The sequence below is a fragment of the Specibacter sp. AOP5-B1-6 genome, from assembly GCF_052376555.1.
In the GTDB taxonomy this organism is placed as follows: domain Bacteria; phylum Actinomycetota; class Actinomycetes; order Actinomycetales; family Micrococcaceae; genus Specibacter.
Genome location: NZ_JBQSVT010000008.1, coordinates 1 through 23,896, shown reverse-complemented (window position 1 = coordinate 23,896; position 23,896 = coordinate 1). Strand labels below are relative to the sequence as shown.

The window sequence follows — 23,896 nt, the reverse complement described above, 5'->3', positions numbered from 1 at the left end:
CGTCCGCCAGTGCTCCGCGGTCCACGGCGGCAGAGCCCAAAGGAGTGAATTCTGGTGGTTGGTTGTGGCACATGGGCGGCTGCGCCACGCTGGGGATGCAGAAATGGCGGCCGGGAACGTTCCCGGCCGCCATTTCACTTTCCATGCAGTTTTATTTCACTGCAGCGCGGTTCGCCGATGCTTCCGGCAGGCCCGCACGGACCCCTCGGCTCAGGCCCCGGCTGTTGCAATCCCCGGCGCCTCGGCGGCAACCGTGGTGGAGTCGCCGTGGCCGGTGTTGACAACGGTCTCCGCCGGCAGTGTCATGAGCCGCTCGGAAATCGACTTCACAATGGTGGGGAAGTCGCTGTAGGAGCGCCCCGTGGCCCCGGGCCCGCCGTTGAACAGCGTGTCCCCGGTGAAAACGGTGCCCAGGCCAGGCGCGTAGTAGCACGTGGACCCGGGGGAGTGCCCGGGGGTGTGCAGCGCGGTCAGGACGGTGCCGCCAACACTGAACGTGTCGCCGTCGTGCACGTCAACATCGGGTCCGGTCTCCGGGTACACGGCATCCCAGAGCATCCTGTCCGCCGGATTAAGGTGGATCAGCGCGCCCGTCGCGCAGGCAACCTCGCGGGCGGCCTTGATGTGGTCGTCATGGGCGTGCGTGAGCAGCAGCGCCACGACCTTGCGTCCGGCAACAGCGGCAATGATCGCGGCGGAGTCGTGCGGTGCGTCGATGACGATGCACTGCTCGTCGTCGCCCACGATCCAGACATTGTTGTCAACGTCCCAGGTGCCCCCGTCAAGGGAGAACGTGCCCGAGGTGACCAGGCGTTCAATGCGAGCGCTCATGCGAACTCCACCACCGATCGCAGCACTGAGCCCTCGCCCATCTTGGCGAACGCGGCCTCGATGTCGTTGATCGTGATGCGTTCGCTGACAAAGGCGTCCAGGTCCAGCTTGCCCTGCTTGTACAGCTCAACGAGCATCGGGAAGTCGCGCGATGGCAGGCAGTCCCCGTACCAGGAGGACTTCAGCGAGCCGCCGCGGCCAAACACGTCAAGCAGCGGCAGCTCCAGCACCATCTCCGGTGTGGGCACGCCGACCAGGACCACGGTGCCGGCCAGGTCGCGGGCGTAGAACGCCTGCTTGTACGTTTCGGGACGTCCGACGGCGTCAATCACCACATCGGCACCGAACCCTCCGGTGTGGTTCTGGATGGCAACAACCGCATCCTCGGCGGTGGCGTCAACCGTGTGGGTTGCCCCGAGGGCCACGGCCGCGGCCAGCTTCTTCGGGTCGCGGTCCACGGCGATGACGGTGGTTGCGCCTGCCAGGACGGCGCCTGCGATGGCTGCCGCACCAACGCCGCCACAGCCGATCACGGCCACGGTGTCCCCGCGCTTGACACCGCCGGTGTTGATGGCCGCGCCAATGCCGGCCATGACGCCGCAACCCAGGAGGCCCACAGCGGCAGGGTCCACATCGGCGTCGACCTTGGTGCACTGGCCGGCGGCGACCAGGGTCTTCTCAATGAAGGCGCCAATGCCCAACGCGGGGGAGAGGACGGTGCCGTCTTCCAGCGTCATCTTTGAGGTGGCGTTGGCCGTGTTGAAACAGTACTGGGCCTGGCCCTTGGCGCACGCGCGGCAGGTGCCGCACACGGCGCGCCAGTTCAGAATTACGCGGTCGCCGGGCGCCACGTTGGTGACGCCCTCGCCGACGGCGCTGACGACGCCGGTGGCCTCGTGGCCCAGCAGGAACGGGAAGTCGTCGCTGATCCCGCCCTGCTTGTAGTGCAGGTCGGTGTGGCAAACGCCGCTGGAAAGGATGTCAACCAGGGCCTCCCCGGGGCCGGGATCCGGCACCAGGATGGTTTCCAATGTGACGGGGGCGTCCTTGCGCAGCACCACTGCGCCCTTGACCCGGTGAACCTTTTGAACCATGGAAAGCTCCTTAGCAGCCTCGTCCCTCTCGGGAACAACAAATGGGGGTGCTGACAGGCTACACGGCTTCACTGGCGGGGACCGAAGCGGCCGGGCCAGTCCCGCCAGGGGCCCGGCCCGGGGTCAGACGCCGAGCTTTTCCTTGACGTCGTTCAGTGACGGGTTGGTTGCCGCCGTGCCGTCGGGGTACAAAATGGTGGGCACCGTCTGGTTGCCGTTGTTGAGGCTTTCAACGAGTTCGGCAGTGCCGGCAACGTCCTCGATGTTGATCTCCCGGTAGCCGATCCCGGAGGCATCCAACTGCTTCTTCAGGCGCTTGCAATAGCCGCACCAGGTGGTTGAAAACATGGTGATGGTGCCGGTCTCGGGGGTGAAGTCCACGTAAATGCTCCTTGCGGGATAAGTTTTTGTGCTGCTACTGGCGTCAACGCTACCGGGCACAGGTTGTATTCCGGGATTCGTGTGCCACCATGGATTGCATGTGCGGACGATACGTGATGGCAAGGGCTGTGGGAGATTTGGTTGCCGAGCTGGAAGCGGAGGCCGACGCCTCCCTCGAGCTGCGGGCCTCCTGGAACGTCGCGCCCACCACCGACGTGCCCATTGTCCTGGAACGGCTCATCGACGGTGCCGTGCACAGGGAGGTCCACGTGGCGAAATGGGGGCTGGTGCCCGGCTGGGCGAAGGACCCCGCCGTCGGCGTGCGTGCCTTCAACGCGCGCAGCGAAACCGTTGCCGAAAAGCCAACATTCCGGGCTGCCTTCAAGTCAAAGCGTTGCGGTGTCCCGGTCCAGGGCTATTACGAATGGAAAAAGTCGCCCGACGGCAAGACCAAACAACCATACTTTGTGCATTCAGCCGACGGCTCGCTCATCACCTTTGCCGGACTCTACGAATGGTGGAAGGACCCGGCCAAGGAGGATGGTGCCGCGGACCAGTGGCTGCTCTCCTGCACCATCCTGACCATGGCTTCCCCGCCCGACGGCGAATTGGCCACCCTGCACGACAGGCTGCCCGTGCCACTGTCCCCGGCCGGGCTGGCGGAGTGGCTGGCGCCGGCCACCAAGGAAACCGGGCCGTTGCTGGAGGCCGCGCTGGCGGAAGCCTGGGACCTGGCCGCGCAGTGGCAACTGGATCCAGTCAGCCCCGCCGTTGGCAATGTGCGCAACAACGGCCCCGAACTGATCGAGGCCGTGACACTGTAACTGCCTGCACCGCAACGTCCAGCGCTGGTTGGTGACGTGGCCGCCGTCGTCCACGGCCCAGGGTTGCATCCGGGGTGGATGGACGACGACGGCCACGGCCTCCCGCACGTCGGTCACCTCCCCGGCGCTGCCCGTGTGTGCCTGCGATTCTGCGCTGAGGTGCCTTGGCCCTAGTCTTCTTCTTCTTCTTCGGGAGCCCAGCGGTGGAAGTCAAGGGACAGGTAGAGGGCCAGGGCTGCGGAGTTGCTGGCTTCAACCCGCAATGCCACATCCTTTTGGCCATCGTTGAAAAGGGTGTCCAGGGTGGCGAGGACCAGGTCTTCGGCCAGGCCCTGGCGGCGGTGCCCGCGGTCTGTGATCAATTCAATAATGAACGGGGCATCGGGCGTGTCGTCACCAATGGCGCGCTCGACCACCAGCACGGCTGCCACAATCCTGCCGTCGTCATCAAGGGCCACATGGGAGGCTTCCGGGAGGAAAAGACCGTACTTTCCCGCCATGGAGGCCTGGATGTCGGCCAGCGCAACCTCAAGGGAGTCACCGGCCATTCCTGCGTCATAAGCAGTGAAGTAAAGCTCGCCGAGGCGGGGAAGATCAGTTTCCTGCACAGTCCGGGACGCTGTTTTGAGCTCCCGTTCCAATGGAGTGGTTTTGGCGATGAGGGTGACCATGTCAGTCATGGAACGCTCCTTTGAAATCGTTGTGGCGCCAGCAGTGCGGCTAGGCCAACGGCCATAAGCCCATGCTAGACGCCTGTTGCGTTGTCAGCTATCTACATAACGCTTTCTGCGCAGGGCAAATGCCCGCCCAAGCGTTTCTTCCCAATTGGCGGTTACTTTCCGCGTGAGGTTGAGCGTACACTTAAATCCATTAGAATATATGTACTAATACGAATGATTCACCTGAAACGTGGTTTGTGTGCGGGTGGGGATGGAGCGCAGGCATGGGCATCTTCAGTGACGCTGTGACCGTGGAGAGCTCACCCGAGGGGGTGCCGCTGCGGTTGTGGTGGCACGGGGAGTGCTACTCCATTGCACCCCACCCCCTGTGCTGGTATGAACGGCGGCCCTGGTGGGAGCGTGACAGCCGCGTGCGTCCCGGGGAAGGGGTGGGGGTTGTTGACACCCAAATGTGGCGGCTGCAGCTTCGGCATGAAGACGGACGGAGAACCGGCGGCGGAGCGGACGAAGGCCTGAGCATTGACGTGGTGCGGTACCGGCCGGCTGAACGGTGGCGCGTCATAAAGATTTATGACGCGGTGGAGGAATCATTCAAGGAGGAACAGGACAGTGCGTAACTTTGTCCACTTGCACAGCTCCTCCGCCTACAGCGCCCACTATGGCGTTTCCTGGCCCGAAGACCTGGCGCAGGCTGCCGCAGTGGATGGGGATGCACTTGCCATCACCGACAGGGACGGGCTGTACGGGGCTGTCAAGCATGTCAAGGCCTGCATGGCCGCCAGGATCGACCCCATCATCGGCGTTGACCTTGCTGTTTTGGAGGACGGACCGGACGGCCTGGAGACGGCCGGAAGGGTGGTGGTCCTGGCCCATGGCGGGGCCTTTATGGCGCCGGGGGCAGGCTACGCCGCCCTGTGCCGCTTGATTTCGGCTGCCCATGACCAGCCCAGGAAGCTGGTTGGCCTCACCCTGGGGCAACTGGCCGCCGGCGTGCTTGACCCGGACAGCGGAAAACCCGCACTGACAGTCATGCTGGGCCCCTTTTCCCCTGTTGGCAGGGCGTTGAGCGGGCGCAGGTACCTGCTCCCGCGCACAAAATTCCTGACCTGGCGCAATGCCATGCCGGCCGGGTCGATGGTGGTTGAAATTCTCAGCCACCTGAGCACCCCCGGCGCCCCCATGAGTACCGCCCACGCCGTGCGGATGCTGAAGCTGGCACAGGAATTCGATGTCCCCGCCGTCCTGAGCAACGCTGCACGCTACAGCCGCGAGGAGGATGCACCCACCGCCGACGTCCTGGACGCCGCACGAAACATTGCACCCCTGGGCCGGCTCAACGACCTGCAGCCCACGGGGCAGGCCTGGCTCAAAAGCGCAGCCGGGATGGGTGCCGTGGCCAAGGAAATTGTGTACCAGGGCGGCTACGGCAGCGCCGAGCTGGCGCAGTTGTGGTCCAACACCGCCCAATTGGCCGACAAATGCAGGCTTGACCCCACCGCAGACCTGGGCTGGAAAAAACCAACAACCCCCGAATTGGACGTGCTGGGGCTGTCCCAGCCGGCGGGCATCGAACTGCGCCAACGCACCGAAGCGGGACTGAACCAGCGCTTTGGGGGGCTTCGCGGCGACAAGCTGCTGCAGGTGCGCAACAGGCTGGAGACGGAACTGGCCACCATTGGCGAACTGGGCTTTGCCTCGTACTTTCTCACGGTGGCCGAAGTCGCTGAAATGATCCGCAGCATGGGGGTGCGCCGGGCAGCGCGAGGTTCCGGGGCGTCGTCGTTGGTTAATTATTTGCTGGGCATCAGCGCCGTGGACCCGATGGCCAACGAGCTGCTCTTTGAGCGGTTCCTCTCCAGCGACAGGTCAACGCTGCCTGACATCGACCTGGATGTGGAAAGTGCCGAACGCCACAACGTGTACAGGCGCATCTTTGAACGCTTCGGCCCCAAGCGTGTGACCTTGATGAGCATGCAAAACAGCTACCGGGCCCGCGGCGCCGTCAGGGATGCGGGCCTGGCGCTGGGCATGGAAAAGGGGGAGATTGACCAGATAGCCAAGCAGTTGTGGCGATTCTCGGCCGGGTCCTTCCGGGAAGCGCTGGAGGAAAAGCCCGAGCTGCGCGATTTTGCCGCCCAGGTCCAGCAGTCCCGCAACGCCCCAGGCGGAGACGGTCACGGAGACGGGCGGGAAGGCGGGCAGCTGGACCTCCTCGTTGACCTCACCGAGCGCCTTGACAGCCTGCCCCGGCATATTTCAATGCACCCGTGCGGGGTGATCCTGGGGGACACGTCCCTGCTGAACCGCACCCCTGTGCAACCCAGCGGCATGGGGCTGCCCATGAGCCAGTTCGACAAGCACGACATGGACGCCATGGGCATGCTCAAGCTCGACGTCCTGGGCGTGCGCATGCAAAGTGCCATGGCGTATGCGGTGCGGGAAATCATCCGCCTGCACCCGTCGAGGGAAGCCGTGGCAGCTGAAGGCGGCCACTCCTCGGAGGCGGCGTTCATCGACGACGGCGGCGGCATCGACCTGGACGCCGTGCCGCTCGACGACGAACCCACCTTTGAGCTGATCCGCAGCACCCACACGTTGGGCTGCTTCCAGATCGAGTCCCCGGGGCAGCGGGAACTGGTGGGAAAGATGGCCCCGACGGAGTTCAGCGACCTTGTCATTGACATTTCCTTGTTCCGGCCCGGCCCCATGCAGTCGAACATGGTCAAACCGTTTTTGGAGAGCCGGGCGGGCTTTGCCCAGGCGCACTACGCCCACCCGGACCTCATCCCGGCGTTGCAGGAAACGCACGGGGTGACGGTTTTTCACGAACAGGTGCTGCGCACTTTCAGCATCATGACCGGGTGCACACTGTCCAGGGCCGACGAGTTCCGGCGCAGGCTGGGCAAACCGGACGTGGAGCCGGCGGTGGAAAAGTACTTCAGGGAGAATTCTGCCCTGCACGGATACAGTGCGGCCGTCATCGAGGAGGTGTGGGAAACGCTGAAGGCCTTTGGCAGCTTTGGTTTCTGCAAAGCCCACGGAGCAGCCTTTGCCGTCCCTACCTACCAGTCGGCCTGGCTGAAGGCGCACCACCCTGCCGAGTTTTTGACCGGACTGTGGGAGCACGACCCCGGCATGTACCCGCGGCGCCTGCTGGTGGCCGAAGCCCGGCGCCTGGGCATCCCCATCCTGCCGCTGGACATCAACGCCAGCGGCGGGGAGTACCGGGCCGAGCGGACGGCCGGAAATGTGGCAGCCGGAAATGTGACCGGCGGAAACGTGACTGGCGGGGATGTGGCGGGCGGAAGGGTGACCGGCATCCGGCTGAGCCTGGCCGGGGTGTACGGCTTGAGCGGGACGGAATTGAAACGCATCCTTGCCGCCCAGCCGTACAACTCCCTGGCCGATCTGCGGGACAGGGCCAAACTGAGCCGGCCCACACTGAAGCGCCTGGCCCAGCTGGGGGCCCTGGATTCCCTGCACCGCCAGGCCCAGGCGGTCACGGGCAATACCGCCAACCGCGCAGACCTCATCGCCCACGTCAACAGCCTGCCGGCGCACAAGTCCAACAAGCGCAACGAACCCATAGCCGGCCAGCTGGCACTGCCGATGGGGGATGTGGAACTGGGCGGCCTTGACGCCGTGCACCCGGCGCCCGGCCTGGCCGAGACGGTGGGCACCGAACTTGATTTGCTGTCCATGGATGTCAGCGACCACTTGATGGGCAGCTACGCCCCGCTGCTGGACCGGCTGGGGGTGAGCCGGGCCGAGGAGCTGCTGGGCCTGCGCAACAACACGGAAATCCTGGTCGCCGGGGTGCGGGTTGCCACCCAGACACCGCCCATGCGCGGCGGGAAGCGGGTGGTGTTCATCAGCATTGACGACGGCACCGGCTGCGTTGACACCACGTTCTTCACCGAGGCGCAGGAAAAGTCCGGCCCCTTGCTTTTTGGCACCCGCATGCTGCTGATCAGGGGCGTGACCCGGCGCACCGGACCGCGTGGAATCACTGTGCAGGCACTGGAGGCCTGGGACCTGCAAAACACCCCGATGCTCCCGGCACTGCCCGTGTTGGTTGGGGCACCGGCAAACCGATACCATCAAAGAGGCTCACAGCAACCCCCGTATGTTGCTTAAACATGGAGCCACACATGACAAACAAGGAGTTACCAGTGCCAGTGGATACACAAATCACCATCAATGTCGACGGCGAGACGACTGCGGTGGCCACAGGCACCACCGGCGCGGAACTGTTCTTTGAACGCCGCGACGTCGTGGTCATGCGCGTGGACGGGGCCTTGTTGGACCTCTCCGCCGTCCTGGAAGCCGGCGCCTTCGTGGAAGCCGTCACCATCGATTCCAAGGACGGCCTCGACGTGCTGCGCCACTCGACCGCCCACGTCATGGCCCAGGCCGTGCAGCAGCTGCGCCCCGACGCCAAGCTTGGCATCGGCCCGTACATCACCGACGGTTTCTACTTTGACTTTGACGTTGCCGAGCCCTTCACCCCCGAGGACCTGAAGAAGCTCGAGAAGATGATGCTCAAGATCGTCAACCAAAACCAAAAGTTTGCCCGCCGCGTCGTTTCCGAGGACGAGGCCCGCGAAGCCATGGCCAACGAGCCCTACAAGCTGGAGCTGTTGGGCAAGAAGAACGACGACGCCGCCGACTCCGCAGAGGGCGTGAACGTTGAGGTTGGTGCCGGTGACATCACCATCTACGCCAACATTGACCGCAAGAGCGGTGAGGACGTGTGGTGCGATTTGTGCCGCGGCCCGCACCTGCAAAACACGAAGCTGATCTCCAACGCCTTCGCGCTGACCCGCACTTCCGCCGCCTACTGGCTGGGCAACCAGAACAACCAGCAGCTGCAGCGCATCTACGGCACGGCCTGGCCCACCAAGGAAGCCCTCAAGGCGCATCAGGAGCGCATCGCAGAAGCCGAGCGGCGCGACCACCGCAAGCTCGGCGTCGAACTTGACCTGTTCTCCTTCCCCGACGAGCTGGGCTCGGGCCTGCCCGTGTTCCACCCCAAGGGCGGCATCATCCGCAAGGAGATGGAAGACTACTCACGACAGCGCCACGTCGAGGCCGGCTACGACTTCGTCTACACCCCGCACATCACCAAGTCCAACCTGTACGAGGTCTCCGGACACCTTGACTGGTACAAGGACGGCATGTTCCCGCCCATGCACGTGGATGCGGAGCTGAACGAGGACGGCACGGTGCGCAAGCCCGGCCAGGACTACTACCTCAAGCCGATGAACTGCCCCATGCACAACTTGATCTTCCGCTCCCGCGGACGCTCTTACCGGGAACTGCCGCTGCGCCTTTTCGAATTCGGTTCGGTCTACCGTTACGAGAAGTCCGGTGTGGTCCACGGGCTGACCCGCGTGCGCGGCATGACACAGGACGATGCGCACATCTACTGCACCAAGGAGCAGATGAAGGATGAGCTCACCGAGACGCTGAACTTTGTCCTCTCGCTGTTGAAGGACTACGGCCTGGAGGACTTTTACCTGGAGCTCTCCACGAAGGACCCGGAAAAGTTTGTGGGCGACGACGATGCCTGGGAGGAAGCAACCAGGACCCTGGAAGAGGTTGCCACCGCGTCAGGGCTGGAACTGGTTGCCGACCCCGGCGGCGCGGCGTTCTACGGCCCGAAGATCTCCGTGCAGGCCAAGGACGCCCTGGGCCGCACCTGGCAGATGTCCACCATCCAGCTGGACTTCAACCTGCCCGAGCGCTTTGAGCTCGAGTACCAGGCCGCCGACGGCACCCGCCAGCGCCCCGTCATGATCCACCGCGCACTTTTCGGTTCGGTGGAGCGGTTCATGGGTGTCCTGACCGAGCACTACGCAGGCGCCTTCCCGGCCTGGCTTTCACCCGTGCAGGTCGTGGCGATCCCCGTCGCGGAAACCTTCAACGACTACATGTTCGAGGTGGTGGCCAAGCTCAAGAAGCAGGGCATCCGCGCCGAGGTCGACATCTCCAGCGACAGGTTCCCGAAGAAGATCAGGACCGCCAGCAAGGACAAGATCCCGTTTGTGCTCATCGCCGGCGGCGACGACGTCGACGCCAACGCCGTGTCCTTCCGCTTCCGCGACGGCAGCCAGGACAATGCCGTGGCAGTCGATGAAGCAGTGCAGCGGATCGTTGACGCCGTCCGCAACCGGACAGCATAAGCCCCTTCACCAGCGGAATAAGGAAGTAAAGCGTGAGCAAGCAAGGTGCGGTGGCCAACGCCGTTGAGGACGACTATGAACTCCCAGGAGTTCCTGATGCCTTTCAGCGGCTCTGGACACCGCACCGGCTCGCCTACGTCAAAAAGGGCGAGCAGGTCTCAGGGGTGCACGACTGCCCCTTCTGTGCGGCCCCCGGCCGCCGCGACGAGGAATCGCTGATCGTCCACCGCGGCGAGTTGGCCTACGTGGTGTTGAACCTGTTCCCGTACAACCCGGGCCACCTGCTCGTGTGCCCGTATCGCCACGTCCCCGACTACACCGACCTGACGGTGGCCGAGACCGCAGAATTTGCGGCCCTGGCCCAGCAGGGCATGCGGGTGCTGCGGGCAGTCTCAAACCCCTCGGGATTCAACCTCGGCATGAACCAGGGCGTCACCGGCGGGGCCGGCATCGCAGCGCACCTCCACCAGCACATTGTGCCGCGATGGGGCGGGGACGGAAATTTCCTGCCCATCATCGCCGGCACGAAAGCCATCACCCAAACACTCGGCGAAGTCCGGGACCAGGTGGCGGCAGCGTGGGACTCCACGCCGGCCACGGACACGGCCTCCACGCCGGCCACCACTCGCACGGCCGCGGCTGCCACCGGGACCGGGGACGGCGATGCTTAACAAGTATGCGCGCGCGCTCTTTGCCGCCATCTTCACCCCGGTCGCGGCACTGCTGGTCCGCCTGAAAGTGTCGCCCGACGCCGTCACGATCATCGGCACCTTGGGCGTGGCAGCGGGCGCCCTCATCGGCTACCCCTTGGGTGAGCTGTTCTGGGGCACCGTCGTCATCACCGTCTTTGTGTTCTCCGACATCGTCGACGGCCTCATGGCGCGCATGCTCGGCCGCTCAGGCAAGTGGGGTGCCTTCCTCGATTCCACTCTGGACAGGGTTGGCGACGGCGCGGTGTTTGCCGGCATCGTCGTCTGGTTTTACACGGGCGGAAACAACCACTTCATCGCCGCCATGGCCCTGACCTGCCTGGTCCTGGGCTCGATCGTTTCCTATGCCAAGGCCAGGGCCGAGGGCCTGGGCATGACGGCCAACGTCGGCATTGCCGAGCGTTCCGACAGGCTCGTTGTTGTGCTGGTGGCGACCGGGCTGGTGGGCCTTGGCATCCCCGAAGCCGTGCTCGCCGTCGTCCTTGTCCTGCTCGCCGTGGCAAGCCTTGTCACAGTGTTCCAACGGGTGGGCACGGTCCGGCGCCAGGCGCTGGCGGCAGCCCAGCCGGCCGGGCAGCACGACGGACAGTAACACTCGTTTCAAGCGGTGCACACTGCCGGAATAGACTGGGCCCACCCGTGCTGCGGATCACGTTCACGGGCCTAATAATCGTTCCTTCCCAGAGGGGTTTTTGTGTCTACACCCGATGTAACACCGGTGACCGGCAGCAGCCGAGTCAAGCGCGGCATGGCCGACATGCTCAAGGGCGGCGTCATCATGGACGTCGTCAACGTTGAACAGGCCAAGATTGCCGAGGATGCCGGCGCAGTCGCCGTCATGGCCCTGGAACGGGTCCCGGCCGACATTCGCGCCCAGGGCGGCGTCTCCCGCGCCAGCGACCCCGACATGATCGACGCCATCATCGCCGCCGTGTCGATCCCCGTCATGGCGAAGGCCCGCATCGGCCACTTCGTCGAGGCCCAGGTCCTGGAATCCCTGGGCGTTGACTACGTTGACGAGTCCGAGGTCCTGACCCCGGCCGACTACGAGCACCACATCGACAAGTGGAACTTCAAGGTCCCCTTCGTCTGTGGTGCCACCAACCTCGGAGAGGCCCTGCGCCGCATCAACGAGGGTGCCGCCATGATCCGTTCCAAGGGTGAGGCCGGCACGGGCGACGTCTCCAACGCCACCGGGCACATGCGCAAGATCCGGGCCCAGATCGCCCAGCTGGCCGCCCTGCCCAAGGACGAGTTGTACGTTGCCGCCAAGGAACTGGCAGCACCGTACGAACTGGTCAAGGAAATTGCCGACACGGGCAAGCTCCCCGTGGTGCTGTTCACCGCCGGCGGCATCGCCACACCGGCCGACGCGGCCATGATGATGCAGCTCGGCGCCGACGGCGTGTTTGTCGGTTCCGGCATCTTCAAGTCCGGAAACCCGGCACAACGCGCGGCAGCTGTCGTCAAGGCCACCACCTTCTTCGACGACCCGGCCGTCATCGCCGAGGTCTCCCGCGGCTTGGGCGAGGCCATGGTTGGCATCAACGTCGCCGACATCCCCGAACCGCACCGCCTGGCCGAGCGCGGCTGGTAACACTCCGGCGGCGGGGCGGTGCTGCAGGGACGCAATTCCCGGCAGCACCGCCCCATCCCGACGCTCCTGCAGTTGCGGGGCGTCTTTCCCCGACGCTCCTGCAGTTGTGGGACGTTTTTTGCATTCGCTCCTGCACCGGTGCCGGGACTCGCACCTTTCCGAAAGGATTGTTACCGTGACACAGCCGTTCACCGGTCTCGTGGCCTACCCCATCACGTCCATGACGGACGACGGCGAACCCGACCTCATTTCCTTCGCCCACCTTGTGCGCAACACGGCTTTCGCGGGCGTATCGGGCGTTGCCGTCCTGGCCACGTCCGGCGCAGGAGTGACATTCGATCGTGGTGAGCGGCAGGCAGTGGTGCAAACCGCGGTGGAATCGGCTCTCATGGTGGGTACGTCGGAGGGAGCGAGGGACTCCGTCATGCCGGTGTACGCGGCGGTGAGCGCCGCCTCCACGCGTGAAGTGGTCCACCTGGCAGAAGATGCCGAACGCGCGGGCGCCGCAGGCTTGTTGCTGGCCCCATTCTCCTACCTGCCACTCTCTGATGCGGAAGTTCGCGCACTATTCACGACAGTCGCAGAAGCAACATCGCTGCCGATCTGCTTTTACAACAAACCCGTGCAGACCCAATATGATGTCAGCCCCGAAACCCTGGCCCACTTGGCAGCCAATGCCAACCTGGCAGCAGTCAAGGACACCATGCGGCGCGACGATGTTGCGGGCCGCATCCGCGATCTCAGGAACGCCGTCGGGCCGGAGTTTTCAATCGGGCTCAGTGCCGACGTCCAGTTGCTGGCGGAACGGCCCGATGTTGACGCCTGGCACAGCGGCCTTGCCGGGTTGCTGCCTGGCGACTACATCGATGTGTGGCGCCTGGCACGTGCAGGTTCGCCGCAGGGTGCAAGCATGGCGCGTTTGCAGAACATCGCGCAAACGCTGGCTGGCATGCCTCACGCCATAGGCGCCCTGCACGCACTGTCCAATGTCATCGGCGTTCCGACGGCCGGACCCCGCGGTCCCTTTGCTGCTGCCACCCAGGAGGAAACGTGGCAGCTGAGCAGCGCAAGCTACGGATAAACCCGGCTGCGAGAGCGTTTGGGGTGGAGGGAACGGGCGGCTACTGCCCCGGGTGGTACCACCAGGTTTGGCCCTTGCCGATGAGGTCAAAGCCGTACTTGCGATAGAGCCGCTGGCCGTCGGGTGTGGCGTTTAGGAGCAGATGTTCGGCGCCCGCATTGAACGCAGCCTCCGCGAGCTTGTTGAGCAGCGCGGTGCCAAGTCCGGACCGGCGCTGCTCAGGGGCCACAACCATGTCAAAAATGCCGGCCAGGTGTTTCTTGCCCTGCTCGGGCAACAGGTAGGCATAGGAGCGCCCGGCCCATTCGTCCCCGCTCTGGGCCGTTGCCAGCCAGACCTGGTTGTCAACAACTGTTGTGAGCGAGACCCGCCCGTCCGGAGCGTCGCTGGCCGTCGACACGGTCTCGACATCGAGGGCCCGGGTCATCCACCAGGGCTGCCAGCCGCGTTCGAAACTGAACTGCGGAAGGATGCCCTCCCGGACGGCGGCATTCATCCAAATGCCGACGGCGCTGGCCCCGAGCCGTTCAGCCTCGCCCAGGGCAGGCTGCAGCCCCGCCGCGGTGATCTCCGTCGGGAACATGCACAGCATCTCCCGGGTCTCGGGCAGCCAGACCCAGTTCATCTTGTGCGTGGAGAAGGACCGGCCGCCCGTTGCCTCGGCCAGTGCCTTGAACCATGCGTGCTGTGTGCCTTGGCAATCTGAAAGCGTCACCACGTGCCTAGACCAACCCCCGCCGGGCGAGGAGGGGAGCCGTGTCGGCGTCGCGGCCGGCAAAGTCATGGAAGGCCTGCCGCGGATTGACCGAGAACCCGCGGCTGAGCAGGGTGTTGCGGAAGTGCTCGCCGTTGGCGCGTGATAGCCCGCCGTTGGCCTTGAACCAAGCCACGGTGTCGGCGTCAAGCACTTCACTCCAAATGTACGAGTAGTAGCCTGCAGCATAGCCGCCGGCAAAGATGTGGTTGAAATAGCCCGTGCGGTAGCGCGGAGGCACAGCCGGCAGCACGAGGCCGGCAGCCGCCAGGGCCGCCGCCTCAAATGCCAGCGGGTCCGCCACCGCCGGGCCCGGAGCCAGTTCGTGCCAGGCGAGGTCAAGCAGCGCGGCGCCCAGATATTCGGTGGTCGCGAAGCCCTGACCCCACAATGATGCGGCGGCCAACCTCTCCGCAGTGCCGTCCGGCAGCGGTTCGCCGCTGCGGTGGTGCCTGGCATAGTTCGCCAGCACCTCGGGCCACAGGATCCACATCTCATTCACCTGCGAGGGGTACTCAACAAAGTCCCGGGGCACATTGGTGCCGGAAAACGTTGGATGCCCGACGTCGGAGAACAGTCCGTGCAGGGCGTGGCCAAACTCGTGGAAGCAGGTCACCACCTCGTCAAACGTCAGCAGCGTGGGTTCCCCGGCCGGCGGTTTGGGGATGTTGAGGTTGTTAACCACGACGGCGCGGTTCCCCGTGAGCGCCGACTGCTCGACAAAGGAGTTCATCCAGGCCCCGCCGCGTTTGGTGTCCCGGGTGTAGTAGTCGCCAAGGAAGAGGCCCAGGGGGGAGCCGTCGGCATTGAACACTTCCCAGGTCCGCACGTCGGGGTGGTAGCCGGCCAAATCGCTGCGCTCGGCGAAGGTGATGCCGTACAACTGTGTGGCTGCGAAAAACACGCCGTTCAGCAGTACGGACTCCAGTTCAAACCAGGGGCGCAGTGCGGCCAGGTCAACTCCGTATTCGTCCCGGCGGATCTGCTCGGAGTAAAACGCCCAGTCCCACGCCTCAATGTCGTGCCCGGCCGCGGCGGCAAGTTTCTGCGCCTCCGCCCCTGCGTTGCGGACAGCTGCGGCGGTGATGGGGGAGAGCATGGCATGCACGGCCATCAGGGACGGAGCGGTCTGCGGCTCGATCTGGCGTTCAGCCTCCGACGTAAAACCAAGAAGCGCTGCCTTCTCGGCACGCAGCGCCGCCATGGCGGCGGCCAGCCCCAGCACCTCGGCACCGGCCCCGGCACCGGCCTCGGCACCCGCCCCGGCGCCCGCTGAACCGCCATCGCCGCGCTCAACCGAGGCCAGGTGCAGCCTGCGCCGGGTCTCCCTGTTGGTCAGCACCTCCAGCGCCGGCTGAGCCGTGGGCAGGATCAGCGTCAACAGGTAGCCGTCCGCGTGCCGGGCCGCACGGGCCGCCGCCGCGGCGGTGGCGAGGTCGTCGGCGCTGAGTCCGTCCAGCTCGGAAGCATCAAGAATGTGCAGTGCCGCGTCATTGCCGGCCTGCATCACCAGCTGTGAAAACTGCGTCCCGAGGGTGGAAAGCTGCCCGTTCAGCTCACGCAGCCGCCCCTGGTCCGCCGCGGCCAGGCCCACGCCCGCCCGGGTGAAAGACTTGCGGTACTCGGCCAGCAGCCGCGCCGACTCCGCGTCCAGGCCGTCGTCGGGCACCGTCAGAAAACGCTCGTACAAAGCAGCATTGAGCAGCACGGTGTCCTCGTGCGCGGCCAGCCGCGGACCGACCTCAGTCTCGATCTCCTGGATGGCTGGGGTGCCGTCGGCACTGGCAACATTGAAAAACACATTTGCCACCCGGGTCAGCGTGGCACCGCTGCGCTCCATCGCCAGCACCGTGTTGGCAAACGACGCCGGCGCCGGATCTGCCGTGATGGCCGCGATCTCCGCCAACTGCTGGGCAAACCCCTCCGCAAAGGCAGGCAGGTAGTCCCCAATCCGAATGGCCGCAAAGTCAGGCAGCTGGTGGGGGAGTGCGCTGGGTGCCAGAAACGGATTGCTTGAATTGTCGTCGGTCATGCTTTGACTCTTTCATGTTTTAACTGAAGGACGACGGCGAAACGAAAGTTTCGCCGTCGTCCTTGGTTTGCCCCGTGGGCTGGGGCGGCAGCCGGGCTACTTTTGCGTGAACACCAGCGACATCGGGGTCGTCTCCGTGGTCTGCCCCTGCGGGTTGTCACGGAAGATGTCCTCAAGAACCGACTGGGGCAGTGCCGTGTCGTGGCCCAGGGCCACAACTCCCAGGTCGTTGGCGTCCATGATGGCGGTGCCGGCGAACGTTGCGGCGAACTCGGCCGGAACAGTCTTGCGGACCAGCGCGCTCAGGCGGGCCGCCACACCGTCGGGGTCGATGGGCGCGTACTTCACCGAGTGGGTTGAGGTGCCCACCTGGTAGCCGGCGGCGCCGTCGATCGCGTTGATGTTGTGCCCGACAACGTCGTAGAAGACGCCCGACTTGCCCTGAAGCTTGCCGATGACGGAGCGGGCGGAGGCGTACATGATGCGCGGCAGCCCCACCTCGTCGATGGCCAGCTGCATTGACCACGGGCTCGCCAGGCCAATGCCGCCGGGGTTGCGGGTGACGAACTTGGAGAAGAAGCGTGCCGCGTTGCTGACCTTGATGTCCCAGACGGGGATGGAGCGGCCCTGCGTCATGGCCACGATCTTCTCGGAGACAAACAAGTACCAGGGCGTGTCGGCGGTTGCCGTGCCGTGGTCGCCGCCGGCCGTGGGCAGCCCGTCGAAGTAGCGCTTCACATACGTCATGGCAGTGGGGTCAAAGTCGGTTTCCTTGTAGAAAACCTCTGTGCGCAGCGGGTAGCGGCGGAACGTGCCGGCGTTGCCCGGGACCGTGATGTCGAGCTGCTTGTCGGCGTTGGGCACGTAGTCGCTCTTGCCCTCGATGCCTGCCTTGATTTCCGGCTCGTCGAAGAATTCGCGCAGCCACAGCTCGGTGTTGATCAAGCGCCAAAAAACCATGGTTGAGCCGGAGCTCTTGCCGCTGAGGAGTTCCTCAAAGGCGTAGATGACGGCGTCCTGGTTCCAGTAGGGCCGGGAGCCGAAGGAGCTGGACAGGAAGATCTCGTAGATCTTTTCCTTCATGTGCCCAAACCATTCGGCTTCGGGGGTGGTGAAGCCGATCTTGTTGCGGCGGTTGCTGATCATTTCCGGCAGCAGATCGCGGGTGGCGTCGCGCAGGATGCGCTTGTTCCAGCCGCCCTTGATGATTGACTCATCGTCAAGGCTGAACAGGAACTTCACCACTTCCTTGTCCAGGAACGGCACACGGCCCTCCAGGGAGAAGCGCATGGTGTTCTTGTCTTCGTAGCGCAGCACGGCCGGCAGCGACTTGTGGAACAAGTCGTCGATGAGGCGCAGTTTCAGGTTGTCCGGGATGTTGGCGAACTTCTCGGTCTTGTACTTGGCCGTGAACTTCTTGTCCAGGAGGGCGGAAATGCCGACTTCCTTCTTGAATGTCAGCTTGCCCTGGATCCGGAAACGGGCCAGCCGGAACAAGATGTCCGAGCTGGCGAGCAGCTCCTTGGCCAGTTTGGCGTTCTCACCGTTCTTCTTCAGCTGGCGCAGGTACGCAAAGTAGTACGGGATGTAGCCGGCCATCATCTCGTCGGCACCCTGGCCGTCGAGCAGCACCGAGACGTGCTTGGAGGCTTCGCGCATCACCTGGTATTGGGCGTAGGGGCCCGAGGAGATGACCGGCTCCTCCATGGTGCGCACAAAGTCTTCCAGGTCTTCCACGAATTCGCCGGGCTGCGGCAGGATCTTGTGGCTGGTGACATTGCCTTCGCAGCGGTCGAGCACGGCGTCGGCGTAGGCTTCCTCATCATTGATGGAGTTGGGGAAGACGGCCGAAAAAGTCTGCTGCTTGGCGCCGAGGGAGTCCGTGGCGGCAGCATTTTCCTGCATCAGCTTGTTGATCGTTGCGACGACGGCGGAGGAGTCAAGGCCGCCTGACAAGGCGGTGCCCACGGGAACTTCCGACTGCAGGCGCAGGCGCACGCCCTCGGTGAAACGCTCCCGGTATTCGTCAATGACGGCCTGGGAGTACGGGGTCTCAACCTTGGCCAGCTCGGCGAGCTCTTCCTTGAAACGGGTGTAGGAACTGATCGTGATGGTCCCGGCCGGCCCGGCCTCTGAATCAACGGTGTTCAGCACCAGCTTTTCGCCCGGCATCAGCTTCTGCACGCCGGCAAAGAACGTGGCCGGTTCGTCGTCGTGGATCCTGAACTGCAGGTAGCGGTAGAGGATGCGCTCGTCAACGCCGCGCTCAAGCTTGTTGGTGGCCAGCAGGGGCTTGATTTCTGAACCAAAGAGCAGTGTGGGGGCGGCGGTGGTGCCTGCCGTGGCATAGTACAGCGGCTTGATGCCGAAGTGGTCGCGGGCCAGCACCAGGCGGTTGTTCTTGCGGTCATGGATGGCAAAGCCAAACATGCCGTTGAACTTGTCAAAGGCCGCATCGCCCCACTGCTCGTAGGACTGGAGCACAACTTCGGTGTCCGAGGCGGTGGTGAAGGTCCGGCCCAGGGCCTCCAGCTCGGCCCGCAGGTCAAGGTAGTTGTACACCTCGCCGTTGTAGACCAGCACCGTCTGGCCGTCGGCGCTGTACATGGGCTCCTGGCCGTGGGCCACATCAATGATGGAGAGGCGGCGGTGTGCCAGCCCCACGTTGCCGTGCGCGTACACGCCCTCACCATCGGGGCCCCGGTGCACCATGCACGCATTCATCTGCTGCAACAGGGATTCATCTTCCCCATAACCGTAGTATCCGGCGATTCCGCACATACTGCATTACCTCATCTTTAGTACGTCAGTCCTGCCGACAATGGTACTTGCTTGCGGACCCGCCGCCTCCCACCCGGCACGGCGCGTAAAGGAAGTTTTCTGTGTGAGTTTGCGCCCACCTATGATGTAACCGTGACTTTCAACTCCACATCCGCCACCGCATCCGGGCCCACCATTGGCATTTTGGCCCTGCAGGGCGACGTCAGGGAACACGCCCGGGCCCTGACCGAGTGCGGAGCCGTTGCGGTCCCGGTGCGGCGCCCGGCCGAGCTGGCCGCCGTCGACGGTCTTGTCATCCCGGGCGGAGAGTCAACCACCATCGACAAGCTCAGCCGGATCTTTGGCATGCGCGAGCCGCTGATGGAGCGCATTGCGGCGGGGATGCCTGTTTATGGCAGCTGTGCGGGCATGATCATGCTGGCCGACGAGATTGCCGACCCCGCCCGGGACCAGGCCGGGAATCCGCAGCAGACATTGGGCGGGCTGGACATCACGGTGCGCCGCAACGCCTTTGGTCGGCAGGTCGATTCCTTTGAAACGGAGCTGCAATTCAGCGGCCTGGCCCGGCAGGGTGAAGCTGAAACGCCCCTGCATGCGGTGTTTATCCGGGCGCCGTGGGTTGAGCGTGTCGGCCCCGGCGTGCAGGTGCTGGCCACGGTCAACCTGCCGCGGCCCGTGCAAAACGATAGGATTGATTTAAAAGTTCGTGCAGTCGCCGTTCGTTCGCGGCATTTGCTGGCCACCTCCTTCCACCCGGAAGTGACAGGGGAGCGCCGCATCCACGAACTGTTTATCCGCATGATTAAAGGAGACGCGTAACCATGTCAGGCCACTCCAAATGGGCAACAACCAAGCACAAGAAGGCGATTCTTGACAGTCGCCGCGCAAAGTCGTTCGCCAAGCTGATCAAGACCATTGAAGTAGCTGCCCGCGGCGGCGGCGCCGACCTCCAAGGCAACCCCGCCCTGGAACTTGCCGTCACGAAGGCTAAAAAGACGTCTGTTCCGGCGGACAACATCGACCGCGCCATCAAGCGCGGCGCGGGCCTGCTCGGCGACGCCGTTGACTACCAGACCATCATGTATGAAGGCTACGGCCCGCAGGGATCAGCAATCCTGATCGAGTGCCTCACCGACAACAAGAACCGTGCCGCCTCCGAGGTCCGCCTCGCCGTGGGCCGCAACGGCGGCAACATGGGCGATCCCGGCTCCGTTGCCTACATGTTCACCCGCAAGGGCATCGTCGGCCTGCCCAAGAATGAGCTCACCGAGGACGAACTGCTCATGGCTGTCCTGGACGCAGGCGCCGAAGAGGTTAAGGACCACGGTGAAAGCTTCGAGGTCATTTCCGACCCCCAGGACCTGCCCGCCATCCGCGCGGCACTGACCGAGGCCGGCATCGAGTACGAGTCCGACGAGGCGGGCTTCGTTCCGTCCATGCAGGTGGAACTCGATGTGGAGCACGCCCGCAAGTTCATGAAGCTCTACGACGCCCTGGAAGATCTTGACGACGTCCAGAACATTTACTCCAACGCCGACATGAGCGCCGAGGTCCTCGCCGCGCTTGAAGAGGACTAGGAACTGCGTGTTTTAGGTGTTGACCCGGGCCTGACCCGGTGCGGGCTCGGCGTCGTTGACGTCGCCGCCAACCGCACGGCCACGCTCGTGGGGGTCGGCGTGGTGGGCAGCTCGCATGAATTGAGCCTTGACGCCCGGCTGCTGGTCATCGCGGAAGCGATTGACCAGTGGCTGGACGCGTTTAAGCCCGATGTGCTGGCCATTGAGCGCGTGTTTGCCCAAACGAACCTCAGCACCGTGATGGGTGTGGCCCAGGTGTCGGGTGTGGTCATGGTTGCCGCCGCCCGGCGCGGAATTCCGGTCGCCTTGCACACCCCGTCCGAGGTCAAGGCGGCCGTCACGGGCAATGGGCGCGCCGACAAGGCCCATGTCACGGCCATGGTCACCAGGCTCCTGCGGCTGGCCGAACCGCCCCGCCCGGCCGATGCCGCTGACGCGCTGGCCCTTGCCATCGCACATGCCTGGCGCAGCGGCGGTGCCTTTTCCGCAGGGGCGGAGAGTTCGACGGCGGCCCAGCAGCTGTGGCGCGATGCCGAGAGCAAGGCGAGGGTCAAGAAAAACAAGGAGAAGCCGGGTGCCACCTGGAGCTAGCTGTTAGTACGTATGTTCTATATACTTGGTGTTGTGCAGTGCCCAGCCAGTCCGGTTTTTGTCAGGAGCAGTTCCCATGATTAGTTTTGTCCGTGGCCCCGTGGCCTCGCTTTCCCTGGCCCAGGCCGTCATCGACGTCAACGGGGTGGGGATGCTGGTGCATGCCACCCCGAAAACCCTGGGCGGGCTGCGGCTGGGGGAGGAGGTCCGGCTCACCACTGCCATGATTGTGCGGGAAGATTCCATGACGCTCTACGGCTTTGCCGACGAGCAGGAGCGCGAAGTGTTCGACATCCTGCTCAGTGTCAGCGGCATCGGACCCCGGCTGGCGCTGGCCATACTGTCAGTTCTGGAGCCCGAAAGCATCAGGATCGGTGTGGACACCGGCGACGGCAAGGTCTTCACCAAGGTCCCCGGCGTGGGCCCCAAGGTGGCCGGCCGGATCGTCCTTGAACTCAAGGGCAAGCTCAAGCCCACAGGTGCCGCCGTGGCGTCCGCCCCCGCGGCAGCCGCCCTTGAATGGAAGGACCAGGTGGTGGCAGCCATGACAAGCCTGGGCTGGAACGAAAAGGATGCGCTGAAGGCCATCGACGCCGCCATGGCGGCCGAACCTGAGCTCGCGGAAGGCGCCAACGTGGCGGCCGTGCTGCGGGCCACGCTGCGCTGGCTCGGCCAGGACAACACGAGGCAAAAGAACGGTGTGCGGTAGACGATGGCTGGCACGGAAGACTCAAGCCCCGGACTGCCCGGACAAATAAACATCGGCCAGGGGGCGGCGCCGGCCGGGCACAGCGCCGCCAGCGAATTGGCGGCGCCAGTGGCGGAACCGGAGGAGCGCGAACTCGAAGCCGCTCTGCGGCCCAAGAACCTCGACGACTTTGTCGGCCAGGAACGCGTCCGCAAGCAGCTGGCGCTGGTTCTGGCAGCGTCAAAAATCCGGGGCCGCAGCGCGGACCACGTGCTCATGTCGGGGCCTCCCGGGCTGGGCAAGACCACCCTGGCGATGATCGTGGCGGCGGAAATGAACGCCCCCCTGCGCATCAGCTCCGGCCCCGCCATTCAGCACGCCGGCGACCTGGCCGCCATTTTGTCCTCCCTCTCGGAGGGCGAGGTGCTGTTTCTGGATGAAATCCACCGCATGTCCAGGCCCGCCGAGGAAATGCTGTACATGGCGATGGAGGATTTCCGGGTCGACATCATTGTGGGCAAGGGCGCCGGAGCAACAGCCATCCCGCTTGAACTGCCGGCCTTCACCCTTGTAGGGGCCACGACCCGTGCGGGACTGCTGCCCGGTCCGCTGCGCGACCGCTTTGGCTTTACCGGCCACCTGGAATTTTATTCAGTGGGCGAGCTGGAACTTGTCCTGCGCCGCTCCGCGGGCATGATGGACCTGAAGCTGACAAGCGCCGGATTTGCTGAAATAGCCGGCCGGTCCAGGGGGACCCCCCGCATTGCCAACCGACTGCTGCGCCGCGTGCGCGACTGGGCGCTGGTGCACGGCGTGGAAACCATCGACGCCCGCACAGCCTCTTCGGCACTCGACATGTACGAGGTTGATGCCAAGGGACTTGACCGCCTGGACAGATCCGTCCTTGAAGCCCTGGTCAAGAAGTTCAATGGCGGCCCCGTGGGCCTTTCGACACTCGCCATCGCCGTCGGCGAGGAACCTGAAACCGTTGAGACAGTGGCCGAACCGTTCCTGGTGCGCGAAGGGCTGCTGGGCCGGACCCCGCGGGGTCGCATCGCGCTGCCGGCGGCTTGGGAGCACCTGGGCCTGAAGATGCCCGGAAATGCGGTGGCTGCAGCGATGCTGCCCTTCGATGAGGAAGAACGGGACGCATAGCGGAGCTGTCCGGACTGGCAGCTGCAGGCCCCGCGGCGGATTCAGCTCTGGGCGGCAAAGATTTGTGAAAGCGGCCGGTTCGGGTCTTTTTCACGGCAATTTTGCCTAAATGCATGCATTGGTGGCCTTCTTCGGGCGGTTTCCCATGCCGCATTCAGCTTTACCCTCTAGACTGATATGACGTCCGGCACGTTCACTTCGTGCTAGGCCGCCACCACTTACTTAACCGAATGGAACCCTAGCTGTGTCCCTCAGCAGTACTTTGGCCGCCGAAACCGCCCCCCAGGCTGGTTTGTTGAGCCCCATGAACCTCCTTTTGTTTGCGATGTTTGCGCTGCTCATCATCATGATGGTCCGCAAGCAAAAGAAAACCAAGGCAGCCGCGCAGGAGCAGCGTTCCAAGTTGGCTCCCGGGGTTGAGATGATGACGAACTTTGGCCTCTTTGGCAAGGTTCTCTCCATCGACGAAGAGGAGAACAAGATTCTCCTTGAAATCTCCCCCGGCACCACCGCTACGGTGCACCGCCAGACGGTCGCCAAGATCATCGAGCCCAAGGGCGAGGACGCCATTGTTCCCGATGATGCTTCTTCCCTGACCCTGGGTCTGGAAAAGAAGAGCGACGACGGGGAATCCGTGGAGGAATCCCTGGAGCGCCTGAAGAACGAAAACAACAAAGACAACTAGCCTTATCCGGGTTGGCGGCTGCTGTGCCTGAGAAGTGTCGGGCGCGGCAGCATTGCCATGTTCACAACACCCGTGATCAATAGAAGGATCCCTTGATGGCACGAACCGGTCCGACGTCCACAGCCCGCAGAACTCTTCTGTGGCTTGCGGCGATCATCATTGCATGCACCCTGGCAGTAGGTGGCGGCGTCATGGCCGGGGCTGCCACCTGGGCTCCGAAACTTGGACTTGACCTCGAGGGCGGCACGCA

General features: G+C 64.4%; 21 protein-coding genes. 14 read left to right on the top strand and 7 right to left on the bottom strand.

The features are described 5' to 3' along the window. Positions 1-210: 210 nt before the first annotated feature. From ACT3TS_RS05615 to ACT3TS_RS05605, 3 genes are all read right to left on the bottom strand, one after another. Positions 211-831 (bottom strand): MBL fold metallo-hydrolase, encoded by a 621-nt coding sequence (locus ACT3TS_RS05615; RefSeq protein WP_444530514.1) that lies wholly within the window; start codon positions 829-831, stop codon positions 211-213. Further along, a complete protein-coding gene (locus ACT3TS_RS05610; protein ID WP_444530513.1) occupies positions 828-1,925 on the bottom strand; it encodes an S-(hydroxymethyl)mycothiol dehydrogenase in 1,098 nt (365 codons plus the stop codon). The genes ACT3TS_RS05615 and ACT3TS_RS05610 overlap by 4 nt, the downstream gene beginning before the upstream one ends. Before the next feature lie 123 nt (positions 1,926-2,048). Next, positions 2,049-2,306, bottom strand: a complete 258-nt coding sequence (locus ACT3TS_RS05605; protein ID WP_444530512.1) for a mycoredoxin — start codon at positions 2,304-2,306, stop codon at positions 2,049-2,051. Between the two features lie 98 nt (positions 2,307-2,404). Here ACT3TS_RS05605 and ACT3TS_RS05600 point away from each other — a divergent pair, with 98 nt between their 5' ends. Beyond that, positions 2,405-3,130 (top strand): SOS response-associated peptidase, encoded by a 726-nt coding sequence (locus tag ACT3TS_RS05600; protein WP_444530511.1) that lies wholly within the window; start codon positions 2,405-2,407, stop codon positions 3,128-3,130. A gap of 170 nt (positions 3,131-3,300) precedes the next feature. On the opposite strand, the gene ACT3TS_RS05595 is transcribed toward ACT3TS_RS05600, so the two are convergent. Further along, positions 3,301-3,810, bottom strand: coding sequence for a GNAT family N-acetyltransferase (locus tag ACT3TS_RS05595; protein WP_444530510.1), 510 nt, complete (start codon positions 3,808-3,810; stop codon positions 3,301-3,303). Between the two features lie 263 nt (positions 3,811-4,073). On the opposite strand from ACT3TS_RS05595, the gene ACT3TS_RS05590 reads away from it, so the two are divergent. From ACT3TS_RS05590 to ACT3TS_RS05560, 7 genes are all read left to right on the top strand, one after another. Beyond that, entirely contained in the window at positions 4,074-4,427 is a 354-nt protein-coding gene (locus tag ACT3TS_RS05590; RefSeq protein ID WP_444530509.1) for a hypothetical protein, read from the top strand. After that, positions 4,420-7,947 (top strand): DNA polymerase III subunit alpha, encoded by a 3,528-nt coding sequence (locus ACT3TS_RS05585; RefSeq protein WP_444530508.1) that lies wholly within the window; start codon positions 4,420-4,422, stop codon positions 7,945-7,947. Before ACT3TS_RS05590 ends, ACT3TS_RS05585 begins: the two co-directional genes overlap by 8 nt. 14 nt (positions 7,948-7,961) lie before the next feature. Next, positions 7,962-9,995 (top strand): threonine--tRNA ligase, encoded by a 2,034-nt coding sequence (thrS, locus tag ACT3TS_RS05580; RefSeq protein WP_444530507.1) that lies wholly within the window; start codon positions 7,962-7,964, stop codon positions 9,993-9,995. 32 nt (positions 9,996-10,027) lie between these two features. Continuing rightward, positions 10,028-10,666 carry an HIT family protein gene (locus ACT3TS_RS05575; protein WP_444530506.1) on the top strand — a complete coding sequence of 213 codons (639 nt, stop codon included), beginning with the start codon at positions 10,028-10,030 and terminating at the stop codon, positions 10,664-10,666. After that, the gene (gene pgsA / locus ACT3TS_RS05570; protein WP_444530505.1) at positions 10,659-11,297 is read left to right on the top strand and encodes a phosphatidylinositol phosphate synthase; all 639 of its coding nucleotides are present in this window, start codon (positions 10,659-10,661) and stop codon (positions 11,295-11,297) included. The genes ACT3TS_RS05575 and pgsA overlap by 8 nt, the downstream gene beginning before the upstream one ends. A gap of 102 nt (positions 11,298-11,399) precedes the next feature. After that, the gene (pdxS, locus tag ACT3TS_RS05565; RefSeq protein ID WP_444530504.1) at positions 11,400-12,302 is read left to right on the top strand and encodes a pyridoxal 5'-phosphate synthase lyase subunit PdxS; all 903 of its coding nucleotides are present in this window, start codon (positions 11,400-11,402) and stop codon (positions 12,300-12,302) included. 175 nt (positions 12,303-12,477) lie between these two features. Continuing rightward, entirely contained in the window at positions 12,478-13,383 is a 906-nt protein-coding gene (locus ACT3TS_RS05560) for a dihydrodipicolinate synthase family protein (RefSeq protein ID WP_444530503.1), read from the top strand. A gap of 40 nt (positions 13,384-13,423) precedes the next feature. Here the strand turns inward: ACT3TS_RS05560 and ACT3TS_RS05555 are convergent, their stop codons facing one another. From ACT3TS_RS05555 to asnB, 3 genes are all read right to left on the bottom strand, one after another. Beyond that, positions 13,424-14,098 carry a GNAT family N-acetyltransferase gene (locus ACT3TS_RS05555; protein ID WP_444530502.1) on the bottom strand — a complete coding sequence of 225 codons (675 nt, stop codon included), beginning with the start codon at positions 14,096-14,098 and terminating at the stop codon, positions 13,424-13,426. A gap of 7 nt (positions 14,099-14,105) precedes the next feature. Then, positions 14,106-16,169: a M3 family metallopeptidase gene (locus tag ACT3TS_RS05550; protein ID WP_444530501.1), complete on the bottom strand. Its 2,064-nt coding sequence runs from the start codon at positions 16,167-16,169 to the stop codon at positions 14,106-14,108. Positions 16,170-16,265: 96 nt separating this feature from the next. Beyond that, the gene (gene asnB, locus ACT3TS_RS05545) at positions 16,266-18,950 is read right to left on the bottom strand and encodes an asparagine synthase (glutamine-hydrolyzing) (protein WP_444530500.1); all 2,685 of its coding nucleotides are present in this window, start codon (positions 18,948-18,950) and stop codon (positions 16,266-16,268) included. Positions 18,951-19,082: 132 nt separating this feature from the next. Between asnB and pdxT the strand changes: the two genes are divergently transcribed. The 6 genes from pdxT to yajC all read left to right on the top strand — a co-directional run bounded on the left by pdxT (position 19,083) and on the right by yajC (position 23,646). Next, complete coding sequence (gene pdxT / locus ACT3TS_RS05540) at positions 19,083-19,769, top strand: pyridoxal 5'-phosphate synthase glutaminase subunit PdxT (protein ID WP_444530499.1); 687 nt, start codon at positions 19,083-19,085, stop codon at positions 19,767-19,769. Positions 19,770-19,771: 2 nt separating this feature from the next. Next, complete coding sequence (locus ACT3TS_RS05535; RefSeq protein ID WP_444530498.1) at positions 19,772-20,527, top strand: YebC/PmpR family DNA-binding transcriptional regulator; 756 nt, start codon at positions 19,772-19,774, stop codon at positions 20,525-20,527. Positions 20,528-20,530: 3 nt separating this feature from the next. Continuing rightward, on the top strand, positions 20,531-21,118 hold the full coding sequence (gene ruvC / locus ACT3TS_RS05530) for a crossover junction endodeoxyribonuclease RuvC (RefSeq protein ID WP_444530604.1): 588 nt from the start codon (positions 20,531-20,533) through the stop codon (positions 21,116-21,118). Positions 21,119-21,194: 76 nt separating this feature from the next. Beyond that, the gene (ruvA, locus tag ACT3TS_RS05525; RefSeq protein ID WP_444530497.1) at positions 21,195-21,827 is read left to right on the top strand and encodes a Holliday junction branch migration protein RuvA; all 633 of its coding nucleotides are present in this window, start codon (positions 21,195-21,197) and stop codon (positions 21,825-21,827) included. A 3-nt stretch (positions 21,828-21,830) separates the two neighbouring features. Further along, on the top strand, positions 21,831-22,961 hold the full coding sequence (gene ruvB, locus ACT3TS_RS05520) for a Holliday junction branch migration DNA helicase RuvB (RefSeq protein ID WP_444530496.1): 1,131 nt from the start codon (positions 21,831-21,833) through the stop codon (positions 22,959-22,961). 304 nt (positions 22,962-23,265) lie between these two features. Continuing rightward, positions 23,266-23,646, top strand: a complete 381-nt coding sequence (yajC, locus tag ACT3TS_RS05515; RefSeq protein ID WP_444530603.1) for a preprotein translocase subunit YajC — start codon at positions 23,266-23,268, stop codon at positions 23,644-23,646. Positions 23,647-23,896: the final 250 nt, after the last annotated feature.

Excerpts from the sequence above, each read along its gene's own strand:
- ACT3TS_RS05615 (WP_444530514.1), bottom strand. The coding sequence starts at position 831 with ATGAGCGCTCGCATTGAACGCCTGGTCACCTCGGGCACGTTCTCCCTT.
- ACT3TS_RS05610 (WP_444530513.1), bottom strand. The coding sequence starts at position 1,925 with ATGGTTCAAAAGGTTCACCGGGTCAAGGGCGCAGTGGTGCTGCGCAAG.
- ACT3TS_RS05600 (WP_444530511.1), top strand. The coding sequence starts at position 2,405 with ATGTGCGGACGATACGTGATGGCAAGGGCTGTGGGAGATTTGGTTGCC.
- ACT3TS_RS05595 (WP_444530510.1), bottom strand. The coding sequence starts at position 3,810 with ATGACTGACATGGTCACCCTCATCGCCAAAACCACTCCATTGGAACGG.
- ACT3TS_RS05590 (WP_444530509.1), top strand. The coding sequence starts at position 4,074 with ATGGGCATCTTCAGTGACGCTGTGACCGTGGAGAGCTCACCCGAGGGG.
- thrS (WP_444530507.1), top strand. The coding sequence starts at position 7,962 with ATGACAAACAAGGAGTTACCAGTGCCAGTGGATACACAAATCACCATC.
- pgsA (WP_444530505.1), top strand. The coding sequence starts at position 10,659 with ATGCTTAACAAGTATGCGCGCGCGCTCTTTGCCGCCATCTTCACCCCG.
- ACT3TS_RS05550 (WP_444530501.1), bottom strand. The coding sequence starts at position 16,169 with ATGACCGACGACAATTCAAGCAATCCGTTTCTGGCACCCAGCGCACTC.
- asnB (WP_444530500.1), bottom strand. The coding sequence starts at position 18,950 with ATGTGCGGAATCGCCGGATACTACGGTTATGGGGAAGATGAATCCCTG.
- ACT3TS_RS05535 (WP_444530498.1), top strand. The coding sequence starts at position 19,772 with ATGTCAGGCCACTCCAAATGGGCAACAACCAAGCACAAGAAGGCGATT.
- ruvA (WP_444530497.1), top strand. The coding sequence starts at position 21,195 with ATGATTAGTTTTGTCCGTGGCCCCGTGGCCTCGCTTTCCCTGGCCCAG.
- ruvB (WP_444530496.1), top strand. The coding sequence starts at position 21,831 with ATGGCTGGCACGGAAGACTCAAGCCCCGGACTGCCCGGACAAATAAAC.
- yajC (WP_444530603.1), top strand. The coding sequence starts at position 23,266 with ATGAACCTCCTTTTGTTTGCGATGTTTGCGCTGCTCATCATCATGATG.